This window comes from uncultured Slackia sp., assembly GCF_944321625.1.
Taxonomy (GTDB): Bacteria; Actinomycetota; Coriobacteriia; order Coriobacteriales; family Eggerthellaceae; genus Slackia.
The window spans coordinates 1-19,785 of sequence record NZ_CALUMA010000106.1; the positions used below are offsets into that span (position 1 = coordinate 1).

Below are 19,785 nucleotides of genomic sequence, written 5' to 3' on the forward strand. Positions count from 1 at the left end.
GGCTGAAGCGCAGGGCGCTCTTCTTGTCGATGCCGTGCAAAATGCCGGCACGCGGCGCGGCCCACTCCTCGCCCTCACGCACGGGCTCGCCCCCGCCGCCCACGCACCCGCCGGGACACGCCATCACCTCAACGAAATCATAGTCGACTTCGCCGCGCTCGATGGCGGTGCACAGTGCATCCGCGTTGGAAAGGCCGCTGGTCACGGCGATGCGGAGCGTGCGTCCGGGCAGTTGGAAGCTCTTCTCGCGCCAGCCGCGGTCGGCACCGGCGCTGCGCACCTCGGCGAACGCCTCCACGTCGGGGTTCTCGCCCGTCACCAGGAAGTACGCGCTGCGAAGCGCGGCCTCCATAACGCCGCCCGTCACGCCGAAGATGTGTCCCGCACCGGTGGCCACGCCCAGCGGCGCATCGAATTCCTCTTCGGGCAACAGCGCAACACCCACGAAGCGCGACTTCAGCTGGCGAATGAGCTCGCGCACCGTGAGCACCACGTCCACGTCGGGCCCGGCGCCTGCAGCGTCCATGCCCGGATACGTGCACTCCTCCTTCTTGGCGACGCACGGCATGTACGACACCACAAAGATGCGCGAGGCGTCCACGCCCAGAAGCTCCGCGTAATAGCTCTTGGCGAGCGCGCCGAAGATCTGCTGGGGCGATTTGGTGGTGGAGAGCTTATGCACGAGCGAGGGGTGCTTCGCCTTGAGGAAGCGCACCCAGCCGGGGCAGCACGACGTGAACATGGGGCCTTCCTCGTCGAGGCGCTCCAGAAGCTCACTGCCTTCCTCCATGATGGTCACGTCGGCGGCGAAGTCGGTGTCGAACACGTAGTCGTACCCGAGACGGCGCAGAGCCGCCACCATACGCCCGGGCGTCGCGTCTTGCGCGTCGATCGCAAGCCCTTCGGCCCACGAGGTGCGCACCGAAGGCGCCACCTGGGCGATGACAATCTTGTCGGGATCGGCCAAGGCAGCCGAGACCTTGCTCACGTCGTCGCGCTCATGCAACGCGCCCGTCGGGCAATGCGTGATGCACTGGCCGCAGAACGAGCACATGTCCTCGGCGACGGCATCCACGCGGGCGCGCGAACCGGAGTCCACCAGATCCCATACGGTCAGGTTCTGCACCTTGGAGCACACCGATACGCAGCGCAGGCAGCTCACGCACTTGGCGGGCTCGCGTACCAGCGGGAATCGGGCATCCACGGGACGCAGATCGTACTCGGAGAAATACGGCACCTCATGGATGCCGAACGTATCGGCCAACGACTGCAGGCGGCACGTGCCGTTGCGGAAGCACGTGGGACAGCGACGATCGTGACGCGAAAGGATGAGCTGGAGGTTGGTACGGCGCGCCGCATGCACGCGCGGCGTGTCGGTGCACACCACCATGCCCTCGGTCACCTGGTTGTTGCACGCCGCCACAAGGTGGTCGACCCCCTCGACCTCAACCAGGCAGATGCGGCACGCGCCGATTTCGTTGATGTCTTTCAGATAGCACAGCGTGGGGATGTCAACCCCGTTTGCGCGGGCGGCCTCAAGGATGCTCGTGCCTTCGGCAACCGACACGCTCACGCCGTCGATAGTGGCGTTTACCATGACAGCCTCCCCTCTTCACGCAGAATACCGCAGCCGAAATGATCGCAGTTCAGGCAGCGCGCCGCTTCCTGGCGCATTTCCTGGTCGGAAAGCCCGTGCTCCACAAGGTCGAAATCGCCCCTGCGCTCGGTTCCGGGGCGCTCGGCCATAACGGCGCGGCCGCACGGCACGCGATCGTCCAGACGCGCAGAAGGAATCTCGACGTCGACCGAAATCGTGTGATGGAACCCCAGATAGGCATCGATTCCCTTGGCGGCCTCCTTGCCGTCGGCGATGGCCAAGATCACCGTGGCGGGGCTGCGCATGGCGTCGCCGCCGGCGAACACGCCGTCCAACCCGGGCACCGCGCGCGTCTCGTCCACATGGAACGTCTTGCGATCGCGCTGAGCGCCTTCGTCGGCGAACGCGTCAGAGAGGATATCCTGCCCGATGGCCACCACGATGCGCTGGCAGGCCAGCTCGACCGGCTCGCGGTCGGCGGCGATGGGCGCAGGACGGCCCGCCTTCACGGGGCCGATGATCTGGGGCTGCGCCACAAGCGCGCGCACGTTGCCCTCGTCATCGACGGCAATGGACTGCGGTGCCATGAGGTCGCAGATCTCCACGCCGTCGGCGATGGCGCCCTCGATCTCCTCCACAAGCGCCGTCATGTCGGCCACACGGCGGCGATACACCACGCGCACGCTCTTCGCGCCCATGCGCACGGCCGAGCGCGCGGCGTCCATGGCCACGTTGCCGCCGCCGATCACGCACACGTCCAGGCCGGTGAAGTCGGCGGGTGCACCCTCGCCCACCTCGCGCAGCATCTGCACGGCGCTCACCACTCCGCACGCGCTCTCGCCTTCGATGCCCACCTTCTTATCGCCGTGGGCGCCGATGGCCAAATACACCGCGTCGTAGTCGCGGCGCAGTTCGGAAAGGCCCATGCCGCCCTCGCCCACGGCCACGCCGCAGCGTACCTCCACGCCTAGCGCCTCGATGGAAGCGATCTCGTCGTCGAGGATGGTCTTGGGCAGGCGGTAGTTGGGGATGCCGTAGCGCAGCATGCCGCCGGCCTTCTCGCGCTGCTCGAACACGGTCACGGCATGGCCCATGCGCGCCAGGAAGAACGCGCAGGTCAGGCCAGACGGGCCGGCGCCCACCACGGCCACGCGCTTGCCGGTGGCCTCGGCGCACTCGACGCGACGGGGCTCGGCGGCGTGGTCTACCGCATAGCGCTTGATGCCGCGGATGTTCACCGCATCGTCGACCCTCCTGCGTCGGCACGTGTTCTCCCAGGGATGCTCGCACACATAGGCGCACGCGCTGGGGAACGGATTGTCCTTGCGGATGAGCTCGACCGCATCGTCGTATTTGCCCGCGGCGGTGAGCGCAATATAACCGGGGATATCCACATGCGCCGGGCAGCTCACCACGCAGGGCACGCCCTGGCTCGACCACATGACGCAACGGCCCGATGCCGCGTGCTTCTCGAAGTCGTCGCGGAACCCGCGCACGGCGCGTAGCACCTGCTCGGCGGCGTGATAGCCCACCGCGCAATCGGAGCTGATGCGAATCTGCTCAGCCAGGTTCTCTAAGGCGTCGATCGCGCCCTCCTCGGCGCGGCCGTCGATTATGCGCTCCAGCATCTGGCTGATCTGACCCAAACCTATACGGCACGACGTGCACTTGCCGCAGCTTTGCGCATGGGCCACGCCCACGAGCGCGCGGGTCATGTCCACCGGGCACGTGCCGCGGGCGTTGGCCTCAAGACGCCGCGTGGTGCCCAGGCACAGGCCTCCGAGCACCTCCCGCATGGCCTCCTTGGGCGCTTCGTTAGTTAGTGTCATATACTCCTCCGTAATTTCATGGCCGCATAGCCCGCATGCGACCGCCGGACAGAATATGCGTGGACGTGCACCATGCGGGCACGCCCAACGTCAGACGATATAGTCGTAAATATGGATGCTACCACGTGCAGAAGGATTGCCTATGTTTACAGACGGTAAAACACAGGGAGCGGTTGTTCGAAACAAGCCAACGCACCACATCTAAAAGTTGCGTTCGCGTGTCACTTCGCCCAAATCGGAACGTAATTCTCGTCAACACCACCCCTTCTTGCGCCCGGCGGTCCCATTACCGCGATTGGCGCCGGAGGAAGCGACTATCCTACGCAGCGATATCGGAAGGATCGAATCCCGTAACCTTCGCTCCGAGAAGCTGAACGGGCTTCAAGAAAATCAAGACGAACACAATTGCATAGACCACAATAATAGGCAGAGCCATAGTGATGTCCGCAATCGCCCCAGATAGGCCTTTCGTTCCCAAATCGGCAATTAGAAAGTTACCAATGGTAATACATACGCCCATGCACAAGCCCAGTATCACCGAGCAGCACGCATAAGAGCCAATCCCGTCTGGCTTAACCTTGAGGAAGCCTCCGAGCTTCATTCCCCAATCCATAGCAGGAACCAGCGTCCCGGCCGTAAAGCCCACGCAGAAGCTCGAGAGAATCGTGCCAATGACGACCTCGGGGGTCATGAACCATACGCCGGTCATAGCCTGAAGCGTGAGGTCGAAACAAATCGTAATCAGAATGCCTAATACAATATTCATGCCGATATTCACGAACATCGCAAAGCCCTCGGGCCCCTTCATGTAATTCCCCTTTCACGTTACGTGCGAAAACCCCTAACAATCGTCCGAGATATGGGGCGCGAACGACGAGATGGCGCGCCCCTCTCAGCTTGTTCGTTTAGGCGATCTCCCCTTGCATGCTGCCCGTCGTTGCGCCCGAGCAGCCGCCGTCGACGGCTATATTAGTCGCAGTGATCTGACGGGACTCATCGGACGACAGGAACAGATACGCATATGCAATATCAATGGGATCGATGGCGCGCTGAGTGGTCTGGGCGGCAACCAGGCCCGACGCCATTTCCTTGGGGATGTTGGCCATCGCTTCAGTCCACACCAGGCCCGGGGTCACCGAGTTGCAGCGAATGCCGAAAGGCCCGCCTTCCGCGGCGAGCTGGCGAGCCATGGCCAGGCATGCGCCCTTAGCTGCGGCATGGCACGTCTGCGGAGAGTTGGATCCCTGAAGGCCGCACGTAGACGAGGTAATGATGATCGAGGCTCCGTTTGCTTCCTTTAGATATGGCCATGCACAGTTGCATACGTTGTAAACCAGGTCGAGTTCGTTTTTGATGCCGTAGTCCCATACGTCGGGAGTCATCTCCTCGAACGGCGCCATGCCCGGATGGGACGCGTTATTGATGACAACGTCGATACCGCCCATGCGCTCTGCACATTCGGCAACCCATTTCTTCACGGCTTCGTAATCAGACAGGTCGCAATCATCTCCATAGGCCTGATATCCTTTGGCGCGAAGTTCTTCTGCATAAGCGGCGGCAACACCCTTGGAGCGGCCCGAACCGCACACGACGGCGCCGTGGGCGCACAAAAGCTCCTGGGCCACATGGCCGACTCCCTTCGTGGTGCCCGTCAACAGGATTTTCTTGCCCTTCAGGCGCTGACCGACGGATTCCTCCGGAGAAATCCACTTGCCGAATTCAGGGGCACCTGCAATCTTGGGGGTCTTTACTTCCTGCGCCATGATAGAGTCCTTTCTCTTCATTTTCGGAGCGCGCGACGCACTCCGCAGTTCGTCAGGCAGACGAACCGACAATCGTTTAAAAGAAGCGCCGCATTCTGCGCGGAAAACGCGGCGCTTGCGGTACGAGCGACACGCCTACATGTTCGATATAGCGTGACGTGCGGCAATTCGGCCCGAAGTATGGGCGAAGCCGTTTGCGCAGCCGGGAATTTCCATGTTGTAGGAATCGCCATACAGGCCCGTAGCGTCCAACCCAACGGCATACAAGCCGGGAATCGGATCGCCATCGGCGGTAATCACCTGCATGTTGCCGTTCACCTTGATGCCGCCGGCAGACCCCATGGTGCCCGTAGCCAAAGGAATGGCATAGAACGGCGCCTTGTCCAACGCGCGAAGGTACTGCGGCTTCTTCATGAATGCGTCGTCGTAGCCCTTTTCGCACGCCTCGTTGTAGGCACGCATGGTATCGACGAAAGCATCGGTGGGAACGTCCATAAGATTGGCAAGCTCTTCGAACGAATCCGCCTTCTTGACCAGGCCCGACTCAAGATGAGCTTCCAATTCGGGCAGGAGGCCCGACATGGGCTTGTGGTATACGACGAACTCGCCGATGGCTATCTCGGAGCCCTCCGTCACCAAGCGGTCGATGTCGGACTGGGAAAGGATGGACCACACTATGCCGCCGGGCTGCTTGCCGTAATACGTTCCGATATCGCCGATGTTTTCCGCAACGGACTCGGCGGCGAAACGACGCCCGGTCTTGTTGATCCACACGCCCGGGTTTACGCCCGCACCGCCCACCTGCGAATCCATGGTCATCTCGCGTCCGCCGGCAGCAAGCAGAGGACACGTCGTAATGGTGTTCGGATCGGCGCCCGCCGCAAGAGCCATGTCCAGGCCGTCGCCCACGTTCTGCAGCGGTGTCAGCTCGTTCATGTTGTAGGCTGCCGGAGCGAACCAGCTGTATTTGAATATGCGGTCGGGACTTGACCCCATGCCTCCCGTTGCGAGAATCACGGCCTTGCCGCCGATGCGCAGCGGCGCGCCGTCCGATTCCGCAACAACGCCCACGACGCGGCCGTCTTCCATGATGAGCTCTTTCGCGGGGGTATCGGTGAAGATATCCACATCCAGCTTCTGGATGGCGTCAAGCAGCACTTCCTGGCAATGCGCCCCCAGACCTTCGGGCAAATGGAACGTCCACAACTCGTTGGGATCGTCTTCGGCAGCGATATCGCACGTCTTGTACACGACGCCCAGTTCTCGGTAGATATCGATGGTCTCGGCGGAGTTCTCCACGAACGCGCGAGCGACATCGTAGTTCGCGCGCTGGTGGCTGTAGCCCATGATCTTGGCTATGCCCTCTTCCTTAGTGGGAAAATGGTATTTGCCCAGACGCGGGGTGCCCAATTCCTTCTGCACTGACGATTCGAACGCAGCCGTGCCTTCGGCATAAACCGAAAGTCCGCCGGTCTCCGGCATTTTTTCAATGAGCACAACGTTCTTTCCGGCTCGGGCGGCAATGAGCGCGGCCGACTTGCCGGAAGCGCCGCCGCCAACCACGATCAGATCATATTCGACATCGAATTCTGTCATTGCGTTTCTCCTTGTTTGAATGTCGCACGCCGAAATGAGACGCCACGCCTCGTCCGGCAGTGCGATGCGTCTACTTGCTCACTGCTTGTATGAACGCGGGAAGGACCTTCGAAACATCGCCCACAATCCCGTATGTGCATTCTCGGAAAATAGGCGCTTCCGGATCGGTGTTCACGGCAACGATGACTTTCGCAGCGCGCACGCCCGTCATATGCTGAGGAGCACCCGAAGAGCCGAAGCTCAAATACAGGCGGGGTGAAATCTTCTGAGTAGAAGTACCGACAACCCGGTTGTGCTCGAACCAGTGATAGTTGTCGCAAAGCGGAAGGGTGCATGCCACTTCTGCGCCTATCGCATCGGCAAGCTGCTGCGCCAGGGCGACGTTTTCTTTGCTTCCCACGCCGAGGCCTACCCCCACAACCCGTTCGGCATCCTGCAGTCCATTTGCGCCTTCTCCTTCTTCATTGGTCGAAAGCACCTTGATGCTGCCATTCTGCTCAGGCTCCATTTCTTCGATAGGAGCCGGCGTCGCCGCTGGCTCGGCCTCCGCCACGCCATCCGCGATGGTGCACACTACCGGCCCCGGAGCGCAAAGCACTTCCACCGCCTCGGCATCGGCAACGTAGCGTTCGACCTTCACTCCGCCATCGGAGGGCGCCACGGAGATGATGCCGTGCGCGACGGCAGCGTCCACGACCACTGCGATAGCGCCAAGGAGCACGCGAGACGTTGCCTGGTCGCTTGACACAACCGCAGTCGGCATATCCTCCTTGGCCCTGCTCGCCAAAGACATCGCCAGCGTTTCGGGGAGCGTTTGCTCGTCGCTCCACCAGTGCACATGCGACACGCCATAGGACGCAACGCGGTTCGCAAGCTCGGAATCACCGAAAACATATGCCTCGACGGGCAACCCGCTGCGCTGCGCCACGCCCACAACGGCCGCGGCCGACATACCCTCGGCAACGACCGCCCATATGCTCTCCATCTACATCACCCCCTCTGCAGCAAGCGCCGAAATCAGCTGGGCAACAGCTGTCTCGGGATCGGAACCATCGAAGATGCGGGCAGGAGCCGTTTCGGGAGCATGGGTTCCCTGTGACTCGAACCTCTTAAACCCCGTCGCATCGCCGGCGACGTTTTCCACCGGAAGCTTTCGCGCCTGAAGAATGGCGCGCATACCCGGCTTGTTCTCCTCCTCGCGACGCGCCGCAACCGCCACTACGGCAGGACAGTCAACCTGGACATCCTGCGTGCCGGATGCGAATCGGCGTGTAACAACAAGGCTTCCCACTTCTTTACGAGCGTCATCGACGGCCAACACGCATGGCCACCCAAGCATGCTCGCAACAAGGCTCGGAACCATGGGTTGCCAGGCGCAATCTCCGATGACCACCGCATCGACGCCTTCCTGACTTTCGATCGCCCGAGCGAGGGCGCCGGCGAGCTCCATAGGCTGCGCCAGCGGATCGACTCCCTCGATCGCAATGGTGCGCTTCGCCCCGCGCGCGGCGGCGAAGGCGGTATCGCCGCCCGCCATAGTGAGGCCCACCACCTCGCCGTCGGCGGCTATATCGCATGCCACCTTGACAACGGCGTGGTCATCGTCGCCCGCCACGGGCTTGTTGGCGGTCCATTTCACGTTGCCGTCAACGCCCACCCTCTCGTCGTGTGGGTCCATCGCCCACTTGAAAACCGCAATAGTCGTCATAAGTCGCCCGCCGCTTTCCTATTGAGCGTCCCAGTCGCACACGTCGGTCCAATCAACGCCCATGTCCAAAGCAACCTGGATGGCGGCGCCATTCGCATCGGGGAATTCGTTCACGGCAATTTCAAGCCCGTGGGTTGCCGGCTGCGGCGGGAAGATCATCTCGCGGAACTTCCCATGGTTGAACTCGACAGCAGGTTTCAGCCCCCTTGCGGCGAATGCGGCCTTGGCCTCTTCGAAATCATCAACGCGCAGCGCGATGCCGCTGATACCCTCGCCCTCGGTCTGCAGCCTTTGGTATGCGCCTATCGCATCATGGTCGTGCATGGGGGCCATAACCTCGATTCCACCCGACTTCGGCAGGGCGACGCGTAAACCCATATGCTCATCGTCATACGGACCATAGAAGGTCACGCCGAGAAGAGCGTTCAGGTCGGCCACGGCCTTGTCGGCGTCGGAAACACGCAAGGCAATACGGTTTAACTGGGCTTTCATCATGAATCCCCTTTCGCTTGTTTGCGCTTCAAGCTACCGGCCGATGCGAATCGGCATTCCGCGCTTAGCCTTCATCGCCCGTGCCGATGTGCCATCCACGCCCTACGCCACACATTATTGGGCGAGCAAGGCGTTCTGTGGTGATAATGTGAAGTAGCAAACCGTATCGAAAAAGGAGCGACTTTGATTCAGGAAATATCCTGTTCAGATGGCGCCCAAACATGAAAAGGGCTCGCAGACCGCGAGCCCAGAGAAAAAGTCATTATGCCGGTTTGAAAGCAGGAACCGATTACGTTATCTACCACGTTTTGCCGACAGTACTGCAGCTTGAACACGATTGTTGACATGGAGCTTCTGAATGATGCCGCCAATGCACTTCTTCACCGTTGGCTCGCTCAAAAACAGCTTCCTGCTTATCTCCGCGTTCGAAAGGCCTTCCTCAAGAGCCGCCAACACCGTCCTCTCCCGGTCATCAAGCGAATTGAAGTAGTCGCTCGAGACCGACTCAGACTTCTCTTCGGTCGATCCATTAAGGAGCGCACCTTGCAATACCGTGCCGATAGAGCCTGAAAACGCTATGTCGCCGCAAGCCAAAGCCCATAAAAGCGAACGCAACTTGCCCACCGACATCTCGTCGCGAGAGCCGAACCCTCGTGCGCCGGCGCGCAACGCATCAAGCACGAAGCCGCTTTCGCCCATAGACGCCAACACCATGATGCGGGTATTCGGGCTCGAATCAACGATAGACGCGACCGTCTCTGCGCAACTGACGCCATGGAACGATGCGCCCATTAGTACGACGGCAGGATTCTTGGCAAGACATAGTTTTTTCGTCTCTTCGAGGGTCGAGGCTTTTCCAACAAGATTGAACTCTTCCCACTCGCGGAAAAGAGCCGCGATTCCCTCCAAGAAAATGCAGTCATCATCGGCAGCAACCGTATTAATGGGCTCCGCCCCTACCGTCGGATCGTCACGAAGCGACATATGGATGCCGTAAAGGTCCTCCGATGATGCATCTAAATAATTCAGCCCCTTGCTTTCATCGTTTCTGAAGCCGGCCACAATACATCACCCTTTCGCACCCTTCGGCGTCTCTATGTTGCCGTCTAAATTATACGTTCTAAACAGGCTTCGAAAATTATCCGTTCGGGTACAAAAAATATCATCCCAGGCGCATGGCGCTTTAAAGGCATCCCACATTTCACCTCGACATTCGGAATTATCCAACTCGAGTATAGCTCTGAATGCTTAACTCATCACCTTGGCCGACACCACGTTGCCCGGCGCCACCATGAGCACGCCAACCTGGCCCACCTCGGGCGCATCGAAATACATGGTGCCGTCGATCGTCTCGCTCATGGAAAAGCGATCCGCCTGCTTGAAAGACACCACGACGTCCACGCCTTCGACGGCAGAGAAGGGCGTCGGGTCGGGAGTCAGGGCGATAACGGTATCCACCCCGCACTCGTCGAAGTGATCGAGGATGTCTTCGATACGCTCGATGATGGCGGGGTCGATGTCGTCGGGATCGACGTCGGCGAACAGCTCGGTTACGCTGGAATAGGCGCTGCGCACGCGCTTGGTGGTGCTTGTGCTGAAGGCGCCGGCCGCGTCCTGCGTGGTCGTGGTGGTTATGCGCGTGGTTGTGCGGCTGCTGTATGAAAGCGAGGCAAGCTCGTCCTCCGTGAGACTGAATATGCCGTACGACCTTCCGCCCTGCATGACGATACGTCCCGTGGAATACAGGCCTAGATTGTTCGCGTCGATGGAGATGATGGAGGCGCCCTTTTCCTGATAGACGGCCTCCGCCTCATCGAGCGTGATCGTGTCGGGATGGGCGCCCACCGACCGCTTGGAGGACGTGCTCGACGCTGCTCCCGAGGATTGTGCAGCAGACTCCGAGGCGCCTTCTGCGTTTTCAGAAGCGGACGCCGTCGGCTTCGAAGCATCCGACGTCTCCGCTGAGCTGTCGGCATCCCCAGCGTCATCAGACTCGGAGGCGACATCCGCATCGTCGGCGTGTTTCGAGGCCGCGCCGACGTCCGGTTCGTCGGAGTCGGCGGATGGCGATTCCCCGTCCTGGTCATCCGTTCCAAAAATGCCCGAGAGAATGCCCTGCACGCCGCCCTCTTCATCGCCCTCGACCTCGGCGGAGGCATCGGGCTTCACCGTGCCCTCGAACAAGATTACGCCGTAGCCGGACATATCGCCCGCCACATCGTCGATGGTCGTTGCGGCAATATTGAGGCCATGGCCTGCGTTGATGTACGAGAACAGGACAATCGCCCCCACAAGAAGCAGGCATGCGAACACGCCCAAGGCGATGCGTTCGCGCTTGGAATGGCGATCGTCGTATTCGTCCGAGCGGGCCGTGATCATGCGCGCCGCCTCGGCGGAGCACGCCGGCCGATCGGCGGGCACGGGTTCCAGACCCTCGACACCCTCCGTCACCGACCCCAGGCCGTCGGAGCTCGCCGATGCGGCGTTCGGCACCATATTCTGCTCAGCGCCTTCCGCCATATTCGCCGTAGCGCCCACCGTGTGCCTTTCCTGCGAATCCATGCCGCCCATCATGCCTCCGCCTTCGCGTCGGGCTCTGCAGGCGCATATTCCGAATCGTCGTGGATGCCGTCTTCCTTACTGGAGGACTTGGAGCTCACCATGAGGACCATGGCGATGATGCAGGCAAAGCCGATAAGGTCGATGGACGGGAAATACGTGCCCAGGGCAACGGCGGTGAAAATGGTCGCCGCCACCGGCTCGACCGCGGCGATGAGGGACGCCTTGACGGGGCCGATATCCGAAATCGCCTGCATATAGGCCCAGCTCGCGACAAGCGTTCCGATGACGATGCACCCGGTCAGGGCCAGAAGCGACGCCGGCGTGAACGGCATCGGGTCGATCCACGGCTGAACGATGACGCACATGAGAAGGCCGCCCATGAGCATGCCCATGCCGATGGTGACGGTGGAGCCCCAGCGGCCGATCAGGCGCGTGGGGATGAGATTGTAGAACGCCTGGCCAAGAGCCGCCGCCAAACCCCAGATCAGACCCGGCAGCGGGATAGCCAGCCTGGACACATCGCCCTGCGTGGCGATGAGAAACACGCCGATGAGCGTCAGACACAAACCCGTGATCTCGCGCTTGCGCGGCATACGGTGACTGATGCGCGCGTTGTACAGCATGATGATCGCCAGGCCGATCATGGAAAGCACGGTGGCGGTGCCGCTATCGGTATAGCTGATGGCCATAAAGTAGGTGAGCTGGCAGAACATGATGCCGAACATGCCGAACATGAAGAAGCCCACCAACGACCGCTTGGATTTCGCCGCCTCGCACAGGCGCTTGCGGTCGATCGCGAGCGCAAGCAGAATGAACAGAACGCCGGATATCGTCATGCGCACCGCCGTGAGCCAGTCGGTGCGTACCGCGAACTCCTCGAACAGGTACTCGGCGCACGTGCCGGAAAACGCCCAGCCCACGCCGCCCAGCAGAGCGAGAAACACGCCGCGCACGAAACGAGAGCGCGTGACCATGCCCTTGATCCTGCGTTTCATCTGTCCCCCTTCGCGCCGCCCGCGGCGGCGCAACCACCGGCGGCCCGTCGATGGAACGGGGCCGGCTGTCCGCTACTTACCCAGAATATCTTTAAGGAAGCGCCCGGTATGGCTCGCCTCCACCTGCGCGACCTCCTCGGGAGTGCCGCACGCCACAATGGTACCACCCCTCGAGCCGCCTTCGGGCCCCAAGTCGATGATGCGGTCGGCGCATTTGATGACGTCCAGGTTGTGTTCGATCACCAGGACCGTGTTGCCCTTGTCCACCAGACGCTGAAGCACGTCCAAAAGCTGCCGGACGTCTTCCATATGAAGACCGGTGGTGGGCTCGTCCAGAATGTAGAACGTGCGACCGGTCTGGCGACGCTGAAGCTCGCTGGCAAGCTTCACGCGCTGAGCCTCGCCGCCCGACAGCGTGGTGGCGGGCTGGCCCAGACGGATGTAACCCAGCCCCACGTCGTGCAGCGTCTGCAGCTTGCGCGACAAGCCGGGAATGTTCTTGAAGAACTCCAGCGCCTCGTCCACCGTCATCTCGAGCACTTCGTAGACATTCTTGCCGCGATAGGTCACCTGCAGCGTCTCGCGGTTGTAGCGCTTGCCGCCACACACCTCGCAGGGCACGTAGACGTCGGGAAGGAAGTGCATCTCGATCTTGATCTGGCCGTCGCCCTTGCAGGCCTCGCAGCGGCCGCCGCTCACGTTGAAGCTGAAGCGCCCCGGCGCATAGCCGCGCGCCTTGGACTCCTGCGTGCTGGCGAACAGAGCGCGGATGTCGTCCCACAGGCCGATATAGGTGGCGGGATTCGAACGCGGCGTGCGCCCGATGGGACTCTGGTCGATGTTGATGACCTTGTCCAGCTCTTCATAGCCGGAAAGCTTGCGGTACGCGCCCGTACGATGGTGGGCACGGTTGATGCGGTTGGCCAGCGCAGGCGCCAGCGTGTCAGTGATCAGCGAACTCTTGCCGCTGCCCGACACGCCCGTGACCACGGTGAGCGTACCCACCTCGACCTGGATATTGACGTTTTTCAAGTTGTTGGCCGAGGCGCCCGTCAGCTTAACGGCGCCGCGCTTGGGACGGCGACGCTCTTCGGGCACCACGATGGCGCGGCGGCCGGAAAGATAGTCGGCCGTGATGCTGCCCTGCGTGGCGGCGACCTCCGCAGGCGTACCGGCTGCCACCACGTGCCCGCCCAGCTCGCCCGCGCCCGGGCCCATATCCACCACGTAATCGGCATGACGGATGGTGTCCTCGTCGTGCTCCACCACGATGACCGTGTTACCCAGATCGCGCAGGCGCTCCAGTGTGGCGATCAGGCGCTCGTTATCGCGCTGATGCAGGCCGATGGAGGGTTCGTCCAGAATGTAGAGCACGCCCATGAGCCCGGCGCCGATCTGCGTGGCCAGGCGGATGCGCTGCGCCTCGCCGCCGGAAAGCGTCGCCGTGGCACGCTCGAGCGTCAAATAGTCCAGGCCCACATCCACCAGGAACTTTAGACGCGCGCGAATCTCCTTGACAACTGCGGCCGCGATCACGGCCTCGCGGTCGGTAAGCGTGAGCGATTCGAAGAACTCGAGGCTTTCCGCCGCGCTCATCTCACACACCTCATGGATGTTCTTGCCCGCCACGGTGACGGCTAGAATCTCGGGCTTCAGGCGCTTTCCGCCGCAGGTGGCGCACGGAATGGTGGCGAAATACTTCTCGTATTTCTCGCGCTGGGTGTCGCTTTGCGCATCCTTGTAGCGGCCCATGACCGCCTCGCAGGCGCCTTCCCAGTCGATGAACCAGTAGGTCTCGCGTCCGTCGACGGTCACGTAGTCGACGCGCACCTTCTCGCCCGGAAGTCCGTGCAAAAGCGCCTTGCGCACCTTGGACGGCAAATCTTCCCATGGCGTGGCGGGGTCGGCGCCCATGTGCTTGCACACGGCGCGCAGCACCTGGGGATAGTAGTTGCCTGTGGAGAACGGTGCGATGGCGCCCTCGTTAAGCGAGAGCGACGGATCGGGCACCAGCAGGCTGGGATCAACCTCTTCGCGGCTGCCCAGGCCCGCGCAATCGGGGCAGGCGCCGTAAGGGGCGTTGAAGCTGAAGTCACGCGGCTGGAGCTCGTCCATGGAATGGCCGTGCTCGGGGCATGCTAGCGCGAGCGAGTAAAAGTGGTCCGCGGAGGACACGCCGGTAAACCCGGGCGTGCTCTTCTGGGGGTCGGCCTCTTTGCCCTCGTCGTCCACCACGTGCACCACCACGCGGCCCTCGGCGAGCTTGGTTGCCATCTCCACCGCCTCGGCGATACGGCTGGTGGCAGAGCTTTTCAGCACCACACGGTCCACCACGACCTCGATGGTGTGCTTGAACTTCTTATCCAGCTTACGGGGCTCGCCGTCCAGGCGCACCACCTCGCCGTCGATGCGCACGCGCGAGAAGCCCTCTTTCTGCAGGTCGGCCAGAAGCTTGGCATGCTCGCCCTTGCGGCCCACCACCACAGGCGACAGAATGAGGGCGCGCTTGCCCTCGCCCAGGCCCAGAATCTCGTCGGTCACCTGGTCGGTGGTACGCTTCTTGATCTCGCGACCGCACTCAGGGCAGTGAGGCACGCCGATACGCGCGAACAAAAGACGAAGATAGTCGTAGATTTCCGTCGTGGTGCCCACGGTTGAACGCGGGTTCTTCGACGTGGTTTTCTGATCGATGGCCACGGCAGGCGACAAGCCGTCGATGCTGTCCAAGTCGGGCTTGTTCATCTGCCCCAGGAACTGGCGCGCGTAGGCCGAGAGGCTTTCTACGTAGCGGCGCTGGCCCTCGGCGTAGATGGTGTCGAACGCCAGGCTCGACTTGCCTGAGCCCGAAAGGCCGGTGATGACCACCAGCTTGTCGCGCGGAATGGACAGGTCTATATCTTTGAGGTTGTGCTCGCGGGCACCCTTGATGACGATGGAATCGCTTGCCACGTTCTCCCCTTTCACGGGTCGTATTCAGCAACCGAGTATGATAGCGCAGCCGCACATCCGTGCGAACATTCGTGCGGTAATTCCTCGCTACGTTCACAAGAAGAAGCGGGGCGCAAGAAGGCTGTGCACAGTGCGCCTCTGCCGGCCTTCGTCTTACACGCCAGGCTTCACCAGGCCGCTTTCATAGGCAGCCACCACGAGCTGGGCGCGATCGTGGGCGTCGAGCTTGGTCATGATGCGTCCGGTGTGCGTGCGCACCGTAGCGGGGGAAATCACCAGTTCGTCGGCGATTTCCTCGTTGCTCAGACCCTTGCCCACCAGCGTCAGGATCTCGCGCTCGCGATCGGTGAGCGCCTCTACCGCCGTGCCGTCGAAACGCTGGCGGCGGCGCGATTCGGCATACGCCTCCACGAGCCTGCGCGTGATAGAGGGGTCGATGAGCGCGTCGCCCTCGTGCACCACGCGCACGGCGCGGGCGAGCTCGTCGGGCTCCACGTCCTTGAGCAGAAAGCCGCTCGCCCCGGCCGCCAATGCGTCGTAGACGTATTCATCGAGGTCGAACGTGGTCAGGATGAGCACCGACACATCGGCAGTGCTGGGGTCGGAGGCCAGCTCGCGCGTGGCCTGGATGCCGTCTTTGCGCGGCATGCGAATGTCCATCAGCAGCACGTCAGGATGCATGCGCCGTGCGAGCGCCACGGCATCGGCTCCGTCCACGGCCTCGCCGACCACCTGAATGCCCGGAAACGACGAGAGAATGAGCCTGAATCCCTTGCGCACAAGCTCCTGATCATCAGCGATGGCGACGCGAATGGGGCCGTTTACGCTTTGGGCGTCATTGATATCAGCCATGGTTTCCCTCCAAAGGTATCTCTGCGACAACCGTGCATCCGTCTCCCGGGGCGCTGCGCACCTTGAACGTGCCGCCTATCGCCCCCACGCGCTCGGCCATGCCTTGAAGGCCGTGGCCCTCCGCCCGCTTCGCGGCATCGGTATCCATGCCCACGCCGTCGTCGGAAAACTCCGCATAGGCCTGGGATGCGGTCGAGCGCAGCAGAATGGTCACGGCATGGGCCTGCGCGTGCCTCACGGTATTAGTGGCCGCCTCGCGCACCACCTGGAACAGCGTCATATCCACGAACGTCGGCACCGCCGCGCGGTCGTATCCGCGCCTCGAAAGCGTCACGCGGATGCCGGCGCGCTCCAGATAGTCCACCAGATCGCCCATGCGTTCGGTGCCCTCGGCGGGAGCTTTCTCGGCCTCTTCGTCGCCGCGCAGCACGCCGATCATCGCGCGGATTTCCTCCAGCGCCGACTTCGAGACGGCACGGATGTCGCCGATGGCCTCCTTCGCAGCAGCGGGATCGATATCCACCAGCCGTTCGGCGGCAGCGGCCTGAATAGCCACGGCAGAAAGCGAATGGGCGGTGATGTCGTGCACGTCGCGCGCGATGCTCACGCGCTCTTCGGCCACGCGTCGCGCCGCAAGCTCTTCGCGGCCGCGCTCCGCCTCGTCGAGACGCCTGCGCGTTTCCACCAGGTAGGCCGAATAGACGCGCATGGCGAAACCGGCGAGACCGCCTGCGACCACGAGGACGACATTCATGCCCTTCATGATGAATGCGAGCGTCGAGCTCTGGTACGGCGTGGACACCAGCACCATCGCGACCGACACAACGACAACCGCCAGAACGGCCTCGCGGCGCGGGCGTTCGCTGGCGACGGTGAACACCGCTATCACCGGGCCTACCGCCGAAAGCGAGAACCCGTACATGTATCCGGCGGTGAACAGGAAGCATGCCGTGACGATGATAAGCGTGGGCCACGGAGCCACCCGGCGCAGCACCAACGGCAGCGTGGTGAACGCCAGAGCGACGTAGGAGTAGAATCCGGGAACCAGATCGACCTGCTGCATCATCTCGCGAAACAGGTTGTCCACGAACACGACCGAGGTCGATGCGAGCACCAGCTGCGCGCAGCCGAACACGAACGCGGCCACCGCCACGGCGACATCGATCGCCCAATCCTTGGCGGTGCGCTCCTCGTCCACCTCGGGGGGTTCGGGAATGTCTTCGCGAAACGGTATGTCGAGTTTCATATTAGTCATAGGCGCCACTCTATCCGATGCGGGCCGCGAGCGCCATACCGCACGCGACGTACTCGACGCAAAGAGCACGATAAGCCGCCCGCTTATCCGCGCGGATGGGCGTTGCGGCGCGCTTCTTTGAGGTGGGCGATGGACAGATGCGTGTACACCTGCGTGGTGGAAAGGCTCGAATGTCCCAGCAGCTCCTGCACGCTGCGCAAATCGGCACCGCCCTCCACCAGGTCGGTCGCGAACGAATGACGCATATCGTGAGGCGTGTAGGAATCGGCTATGCCCGCCATCGCGAGGCTCTTCTTAAACACCCGCCTCATGGAGTCCGGGCTCATCTTGCCACCGCGCTCCGACACGAAGAAATACGGGCATTCCTTGCCGGAGAGCAGGTCTTCCCTCGCGGTGCGCAGATAGGCACCCATGGCATCGACGGCCGCGTCGTGCAGCGGGACGATGCGTTCCTTGCCGCCCTTGCCGAACAGCTTCGCCTGCCCCGCTCTCAGCGACACGTCGCGTGCAAGCAGGCCTGACGCCTCGGAGATACGGGCGCCGCACGCATAGAGGAACTCGAGAAGGGCGCGGTTTCGCACGCCCACCGGCGAGTCATCGTCATTCCACACGCTCAGCAGGGCCTCCATCTGCGCCGCGGGAATGGCGTGCGGCAGGCCCTTCGGCGCCTTGGGCCCCTGGATGACGCTCACGGGGTCGCTTTTCACATGGCCGTGCACGATGAGCCAGCGGAAGAACGTACGCAGGGCGGAAAGCCTGCGGTTCACGGTGCGACGCGAGTATTGAGCGCGATCGAGCTCGCCCAGATACATGCGAACCTGCCGATGGGTCGCACGCAGGGGCTTCACCCCGCGACGGGCCGCCCACCTCCCGAAGTCCATAAGGTCGATGCGATAGTTGCGCGCCGTGTGCTCGGAAAGGTTCCGCTCCTGCGTGAGCGAGGCGCAAAACGCGTCGACGAACCCCGCGTATGCGGCGTCCACCTGTGCTTCTGCAGATGCGTGCTTTCCCAGGCCCGCTCCTCTGTCAGGCGATTGAGCCATTTACAGGATTCCCCGTTCACGCAGGTTGGATGCATAGGATTCCATCGCCTTCGCACCTCGTGCGGCGTAGGCGGCATAGCGCTGCTGCTTGTTTCGCACGCGCTCGGGCAAGGGGGGCATGATGCCGAAATTCACGTGCATGGGCTGATAGCCCTGCGTAGCAGGGTCGGTCGCATAGTCGAGCAGCGCACCGAAGGCCGTCTCGCGCGGCAGGCGCGGAAGGTCGTCGCCGGAAAGGCGCGCATACACGTTGAGCGCCGCCACGAGCCCCGACATGATCGCCTCGCAATACCCCTCGGTTCCCGACAGCTGCCCCGCGACGTACATGTCGCGCCCGCCGCACATGTCGGGGTTCAGGCGCATGTCGCGTCCCAGAAGATGCGGGGCGTCGATGAATGTATTGCGGTGCATCACGCCGTAACGCGCGAACTCGGCGTTTTCCAATCCGGGAATCATGCGGAACACGCGTCGCTGCTCGGGAAACGTCAGATTGGTTTGAAATCCAACCAGGTTGTACGCGGTGAGTTCCGCATTCTCGGCGCGCAGCTGCACGGCGGCCCACGGGCGGCGCCCGGTTGCCGGGTCGATCAGCCCCACGGGCTTGCAGGTGCCGAAACGAGGGGCGTCATGCCCCTTGCGCGCGATCTCTTCGATGGGCTGGCAGGCCTGGAACAGGTCTTTCGTCTCGAAATCCTTCGCGATCACGCGTTCGGCGCCCAGCAGCTCCTCGATGAAGGCATCGTAGGATTCCTTGGTGAAAGGCGCATTCAGATAATCGCCGGGGGCATCCTGCTCGTAGCGCGACTGCCTGAACAGCACGTCCATATTCAGCGAATCCGCCGTCACGATGGGGGCTGCGGCGTCGAAGAACGCAAGGCTCTCCTCCCCCGTGACGCGGGCGATCCACGAGGCGAGCGCGTCGGAAGTGAGCGGGCCTGACGCCAGGATTGTGGCGTCGGCCTCGAACGACAGCGGGTCGGCCACCTCTTCCACCCGGTATTCGATCAGGTCGTTTCCGCGCACGAGCTCCGTCACGCGACGCGAAAAGCCCTCTCGGTCAACGGCAAGCGCGCCGCCCGCATCGACCTTATTGTCCCATGCGGCATCGATAAGCCTCGAGCCCAGCGCCGCGAGCTCGGCCTTG

16 protein-coding genes are annotated in these 19,785 nt (G+C 62.5%); all 16 read right to left on the reverse strand.

Annotation, left to right across the window (positions count from 1 at the left end):
- On the reverse strand, positions 1-1,597 hold a 1,597-nt coding region (locus Q0J60_RS08990), incomplete at its 3' end, for a [FeFe] hydrogenase, group A (protein ID WP_294440740.1).
- Positions 1,591-3,426 (reverse strand): NAD(P)-binding protein, encoded by a 1,836-nt coding sequence (locus Q0J60_RS08995; RefSeq protein WP_294440742.1) that lies wholly within the window; start codon positions 3,424-3,426, stop codon positions 1,591-1,593. The genes Q0J60_RS08995 and Q0J60_RS08990, both read right to left, overlap by 7 nt.
- A 319-nt stretch (positions 3,427-3,745) precedes the next feature.
- Entirely contained in the window at positions 3,746-4,234 is a 489-nt protein-coding gene (locus tag Q0J60_RS09000; RefSeq protein ID WP_294440744.1) for a hypothetical protein, read from the reverse strand.
- Positions 4,235-4,331: 97 nt separating this feature from the next.
- On the reverse strand, positions 4,332-5,189 hold the full coding sequence (gene ddr, locus Q0J60_RS09005) for a dihydrodaidzein reductase (RefSeq protein WP_294440747.1): 858 nt from the start codon (positions 5,187-5,189) through the stop codon (positions 4,332-4,334).
- 135 nt (positions 5,190-5,324) lie between these two features.
- Positions 5,325-6,785, reverse strand: a complete 1,461-nt coding sequence (gene tdr, locus Q0J60_RS09010; RefSeq protein WP_294440750.1) for a tetrahydrodaidzein reductase — start codon at positions 6,783-6,785, stop codon at positions 5,325-5,327.
- A 70-nt stretch (positions 6,786-6,855) separates the two neighbouring features.
- Complete coding sequence (locus Q0J60_RS09015) at positions 6,856-7,770, reverse strand: electron transfer flavoprotein subunit alpha/FixB family protein (RefSeq protein WP_294440752.1); 915 nt, start codon at positions 7,768-7,770, stop codon at positions 6,856-6,858.
- Complete coding sequence (gene ifcB / locus Q0J60_RS09020) at positions 7,771-8,493, reverse strand: putative electron transfer flavoprotein beta subunit IfcB (protein WP_294440754.1); 723 nt, start codon at positions 8,491-8,493, stop codon at positions 7,771-7,773.
- 18 nt (positions 8,494-8,511) lie between these two features.
- Complete coding sequence (gene ddrc, locus Q0J60_RS09025) at positions 8,512-8,985, reverse strand: dihydrodaizein racemase (ifcA) (RefSeq protein ID WP_294440774.1); 474 nt, start codon at positions 8,983-8,985, stop codon at positions 8,512-8,514.
- A 294-nt stretch (positions 8,986-9,279) separates the two neighbouring features.
- The gene (locus Q0J60_RS09030; RefSeq protein ID WP_294440756.1) at positions 9,280-10,047 is read right to left on the reverse strand and encodes a response regulator transcription factor; all 768 of its coding nucleotides are present in this window, start codon (positions 10,045-10,047) and stop codon (positions 9,280-9,282) included.
- A gap of 186 nt (positions 10,048-10,233) precedes the next feature.
- The gene (locus tag Q0J60_RS09035; protein ID WP_294440758.1) at positions 10,234-11,559 is read right to left on the reverse strand and encodes a hypothetical protein; all 1,326 of its coding nucleotides are present in this window, start codon (positions 11,557-11,559) and stop codon (positions 10,234-10,236) included.
- Complete coding sequence (locus Q0J60_RS09040) at positions 11,556-12,542, reverse strand: DMT family transporter (protein WP_294440760.1); 987 nt, start codon at positions 12,540-12,542, stop codon at positions 11,556-11,558. Before Q0J60_RS09040 ends, Q0J60_RS09035 begins: the two co-directional genes overlap by 4 nt.
- A gap of 72 nt (positions 12,543-12,614) precedes the next feature.
- Positions 12,615-15,491: an excinuclease ABC subunit UvrA gene (gene uvrA / locus Q0J60_RS09045; RefSeq protein ID WP_294440763.1), complete on the reverse strand. Its 2,877-nt coding sequence runs from the start codon at positions 15,489-15,491 to the stop codon at positions 12,615-12,617.
- Positions 15,492-15,644: 153 nt separating this feature from the next.
- Positions 15,645-16,343 (reverse strand): response regulator transcription factor, encoded by a 699-nt coding sequence (locus Q0J60_RS09050; protein ID WP_294440766.1) that lies wholly within the window; start codon positions 16,341-16,343, stop codon positions 15,645-15,647.
- Positions 16,336-17,598 (reverse strand): sensor histidine kinase, encoded by a 1,263-nt coding sequence (locus Q0J60_RS09055; RefSeq protein ID WP_294440768.1) that lies wholly within the window; start codon positions 17,596-17,598, stop codon positions 16,336-16,338. Before Q0J60_RS09055 ends, Q0J60_RS09050 begins: the two co-directional genes overlap by 8 nt.
- Positions 17,599-17,681: 83 nt before the next feature.
- Positions 17,682-18,641, reverse strand: coding sequence for a tyrosine recombinase (locus Q0J60_RS09060; RefSeq protein ID WP_294440770.1), 960 nt, complete (start codon positions 18,639-18,641; stop codon positions 17,682-17,684).
- A partial coding sequence (gene trmFO / locus Q0J60_RS09065; protein WP_294440772.1) for a methylenetetrahydrofolate--tRNA-(uracil(54)-C(5))-methyltransferase (FADH(2)-oxidizing) TrmFO occupies positions 18,642-19,785 on the reverse strand: 1,144 nt, incomplete at its 5' end.